Source organism: Streptomyces sp. HSW2009 (genome assembly GCF_040240285.1).
Taxonomy (GTDB): Bacteria; Actinomycetota; Actinomycetes; order Streptomycetales; family Streptomycetaceae; genus Streptomyces.
Genome location: NZ_JBEHZD010000676.1, coordinates 1 through 3669, shown reverse-complemented (window position 1 = coordinate 3669; position 3669 = coordinate 1). Strand labels below are relative to the sequence as shown.

General features: G+C 73.2%; 6 protein-coding genes. 4 read left to right on the top strand and 2 right to left on the bottom strand.

What is annotated here, in order from left to right; all coding sequences use genetic code 11:
• Positions 1–80: 80 nt before the first annotated feature.
• Positions 81–860 carry an enoyl-ACP reductase FabI gene (fabI, locus tag AAHZ94_RS30605; protein WP_349996980.1) on the bottom strand — a complete coding sequence of 260 codons (780 nt, stop codon included), beginning with the start codon at positions 858–860 and terminating at the stop codon, positions 81–83.
• The gene (locus AAHZ94_RS30600) at positions 857–1717 is read right to left on the bottom strand and encodes an alpha/beta hydrolase (protein WP_349996979.1); all 861 of its coding nucleotides are present in this window, start codon (positions 1715–1717) and stop codon (positions 857–859) included. The genes fabI and AAHZ94_RS30600 overlap by 4 nt, the downstream gene beginning before the upstream one ends.
• Before the next feature lie 148 nt (positions 1718–1865).
• Between AAHZ94_RS30600 and AAHZ94_RS30595 the strand changes: the two genes are divergently transcribed.
• The 4 genes from AAHZ94_RS30595 to AAHZ94_RS30580 all read left to right on the top strand — a co-directional run.
• Positions 1866–2024, top strand: a complete 159-nt coding sequence (locus tag AAHZ94_RS30595; RefSeq protein WP_349996978.1) for a hypothetical protein — start codon at positions 1866–1868, stop codon at positions 2022–2024.
• Complete coding sequence (locus tag AAHZ94_RS30590) at positions 2021–2956, top strand: hypothetical protein (protein WP_349996977.1); 936 nt, start codon at positions 2021–2023, stop codon at positions 2954–2956. Before AAHZ94_RS30595 ends, AAHZ94_RS30590 begins: the two co-directional genes overlap by 4 nt.
• Positions 2953–3297, top strand: a complete 345-nt coding sequence (locus AAHZ94_RS30585; RefSeq protein WP_349996976.1) for a 4Fe-4S binding protein — start codon at positions 2953–2955, stop codon at positions 3295–3297. Before AAHZ94_RS30590 ends, AAHZ94_RS30585 begins: the two co-directional genes overlap by 4 nt.
• Before the next feature lie 184 nt (positions 3298–3481).
• The coding region (locus AAHZ94_RS30580) for a hypothetical protein (RefSeq protein WP_349996975.1) at positions 3482–3669 on the top strand (188 nt) is incomplete at its 3' end.

Below are 3669 nucleotides of genomic sequence, written 5' to 3'. Positions count from 1 at the left end.
CCCCCCGGGGGGGGGGCCGGCGGGGGCGCCCCCCCCCCGGGGCGGCGGGCGCCCCCCCCCCGGCGGCGTTGCTGCCGGTCTCAGGCGCCCATCGCGTGCACGCCGCCGTCGACGTGCACGATCTCGCCCGTGGTGCGCGGGAACCAGTCCGAGAGCAGCGCCACCACCGCGCGGGCGGCCGGCTCCGGGTCGGACAGGTCCCAGCCGATCGCCGCCCGGGTCTCCCACACCGCGCGGAACGTCTCGAAGCCCGGGATGGACTTGGCCGCCATGGTCTTGATCGGCCCGGCCGCCACCAGGTTGCAGCGGATGCCGTGCGGGCCCAGGTCACGGGCCACGTAGCGGGAGGTGGACTCCAGCGCCGCCTTGGCCACGCCCATCCAGTCGTACGCGGGCCAGGCCGTGCTGGCGTCGAAGTCCAGGCCCACGATCGCCCCGCCCTCCTCCTTCATCAGCGGCAGGCAGGCCATGGCGAGGGCCTTGAGGGAGTACGCGGAGACCTCGACCGCGGTCGCCACCGAGTCCCAGCCGGTGGACAGGAAGTTGCCGCCCAGCGCGTCGCTCGGGGCGAAGGCGATCGAGTGGACCACCCCGCCCAGCCGCCCGTCGCCGTCCACGGACTCCTTGATCCGATCCGCCAGGCTCTCCAGGTGGCCCTTGTCCTGGACGTCGAGCTCGATCAGCGGGGCGGGCTTGGGCAGCCGCCGGGCGATCCGTTCCACCAGGCTCATCCGGCCGTATCCGGTGAGCACCACCTCGGCGCCCTGCTCCTGACAGAGCCGGGCGGTGTGGAAGGCGATCGAGGACTCCATGAGGACGCCCGTCACCAAGATGCGCTTGCCGGCGAGGATGCCGCTCATCGTGCTACCTCCGTCTGCTGGACGTCGGCGTGGGCGCCGGCCGTCACGAAGTCCGTCACTTCGGAAATGAGTTGGGGCGAACCGAGGATGCGGCCGTGGCCGAACCTCCGGGTGGTGACCAGGCGCGCCTGGCCCTCGTACACGCGCGCGATGCGGCGCGACTGCTCGGGGTCGACCGCCACGTCGTCCTCGTCGTGGATGACGAGCAGCGGGAGATCGAAGTCGGTGGCCCGGTGGAAGACCGAGAACCGCGTCCACATGTCCGCCTCGCCCGGGTACAGGTCCCGTTCGATGCGGTGCTTGAGCTCCGTCACCAGCTCGGGGGAGAGCTTGAGCCGGATGCGGAACGCCTCGACGACGTACCCGAAGTCCGGCACCGAGCTGACCGCCACCAGCCGGCCGGCGCGCACGCCGCCGCGCAGTGCGAGCAGCGCGCCCATGACGCCGAAGGAGTGTGCCACCACGGCCTCGAAGTCGCCGCAGGAGGCGTGGAGTGCGGTGATGATGTCGCGGTACTCGACCAGGGTCGTGCTGTCGCCATCGGACTCGCCGTGGCCCGGGGCGTCGAAGGAGACCGGGCTGTAGCCGAGTTCCACGAGCGGGGCGATGACCTTGGCGTACCGCGAGGCGCGTGACTCCCAGCCGTGCACCAGCAGGACCGGGCGCTGCCCGTCGCCCCAGCGGTAGGTGACCACCCGGTTGCCGCCCACGGTCAGTTCCTCGATGCGCGCGGACTCGATGGCCGCGCGCTCGTCGGGGCGGGGCCTGCTGCGGCCCTGGGGTCGACGGAAGAGGTCGTACAGCTCCTGCCCTTCATCACTCAGGGCCGCATTGGCACTTGACGTCGCGGGGTCCATGGCACGCCTTCCCGATCGATCAGAGTCGGCGAGATACTAGCACGATCGTTCGCTTATATTGCGTGCAGCTCAAGGGCGTGCTGAGGTGAAATGTAAACGGACGGTCGTGCTAGTATTTGGCCGTCAACTCTCTCCTCTGGAGGACGACATGGCGCTTGCGCATTCCTGTCCCGACCCGGGCCGGAAGGCGGCCCGTCAGCCGGGCCCGAACCAGTGGTCCAAGGACCACCTGGACTCCGTGATCGAGGCCGAACTCCTCCAGGGCGGCGCCCGCGCGGCGTCGGCCCGAGAGCGGGTGGCACGATGACCGAAACCGGCACCGGCGCCCCGCGGCGCATCGGGATCGCCATCGCGGCGGGCATGCTCAAGGGCTCCTACGGCCACGGGGTGCTCTCCGCCTTCGAGGACCACGGAGTGCGCGCCGAGGTGTACGGCACGGCCTCCTCCTCGGTGCTCTCCGGCGGCCTCGCCGCCATCGGGCAGGCGCGCCGCACCGGCGTCGACTACTGGCTGGGGGCCGCCGCCGGGGCCCAGGAGAAGGGCATGAGCCAGGTGGTGCTCGACAGCATCGAGAGCTACGGCCCCGCGCTGCGCGCCGGGCTCTTCGCTCCCGGGGCGCCGGAGTTCCTGTTGGCCACGAGCAAGGTCACCAACGCCGCCGCGGCCGAGATCACGCAGGGCCCCGGCGCCAAAGAACTCGGCAAGCAGTTGCTGCGCAACGTCTTCGCCGGGGACCGGAGTTGGGTCGAGGAGAACCTGTCCACCGTCGTGTTCTCCTCCCGCGGGCTGCCCACGGGGGAGCAGCCCGCCCTGACGCCGGACAACTACGACACGGTCGCCTATGCCTCCCCGCGCATGCTGCACGCCTGGACGGTGCCGGCCGAGGTGGCCGGCGAGGCGTACGTGGACGCCTCCTACACCTGCTCCTGCCCCGCCCGCGAGGTGGCGGCCACCGGCGTGGGCGTCCTGATCGCGATCGGCTGCGACCCCTTCCCGCTCTTCCGCGACCTGTACGCGAGCGAGGAGATCGCCGACGGCTCCACCATCGGCGGGGCGCAGGTCCTGGTCATCAAGCCGGAGCAGGACCTCAAGGACCTGGGCGTGGACTACGCGGCGGCGTCGGCGGAGGGCCTGGTGAAGGCGTACGACCTCGGGGTCGAGACGGGGGAGCGCTTCGTCGCCGCCCGGGCCGAACTGCTCGGCCTCACCTCCCGCACCGGACGGGGGGAGGGGGCGTGACGCACGTGGTCACCGAGCAGTGCGTGCACTGCAAGTTCGCCGAGTGCGTCACCTACTGTCCCGTGGCCTGCTTCCGGGAGGCCGACTCCTTCCTGGTGATCGACCCCGTGGAGTGCATCGACTGCGGCAACTGCGTGGAGGCGTGCCCGGCCGACGCGATCTACCCGGAGGGCGAGCTGACACCCGATCTGGAACCGGCCCTGGAGTGGAACGCCCGGCTGGCCTCCCGGCTGCCGCTGGCCACCGTGCCGGTCTCCCCGCTCGCCGACGGCGACGACTGGAACGGCAAGCCGGACAAGTGGGCGTCCCTGACCGCGGAGCTGGCCCCACAGCAACCCTGAGCCGCAACCGCCCCGCGCCCGAGCGCCGCGGACCCGGTGCTGTGACCACCGGGTCCGCGGCCCCCGACGCAGCCTGCCGCTGACGTCCTGTGCTCGGGCCGGACGCCCGCCCGACGAGGGCTCGGCCGCTGGTGAGCCCTACGGGGGTGGGCAGCGCGTCGGCCGGCCTCGACCGTGCCGGGTCGTGGCGCGGACGGCGCTCGCGGGGAGGCCGGGCCCACCGGAGATCCGTACCGGTGGTGGGTCCGGCGGGGCGGCGGTGGCGGCGGTCCGCCGGAGGGGGGCGGGGCGCCCGCGCCCGCCCCCCCGGGGGGGGGGGGGGGGGGGGCGGCCCCCCGCCGGGGGGGGGGCGGTCGGCCGCCGCGCCCGCCG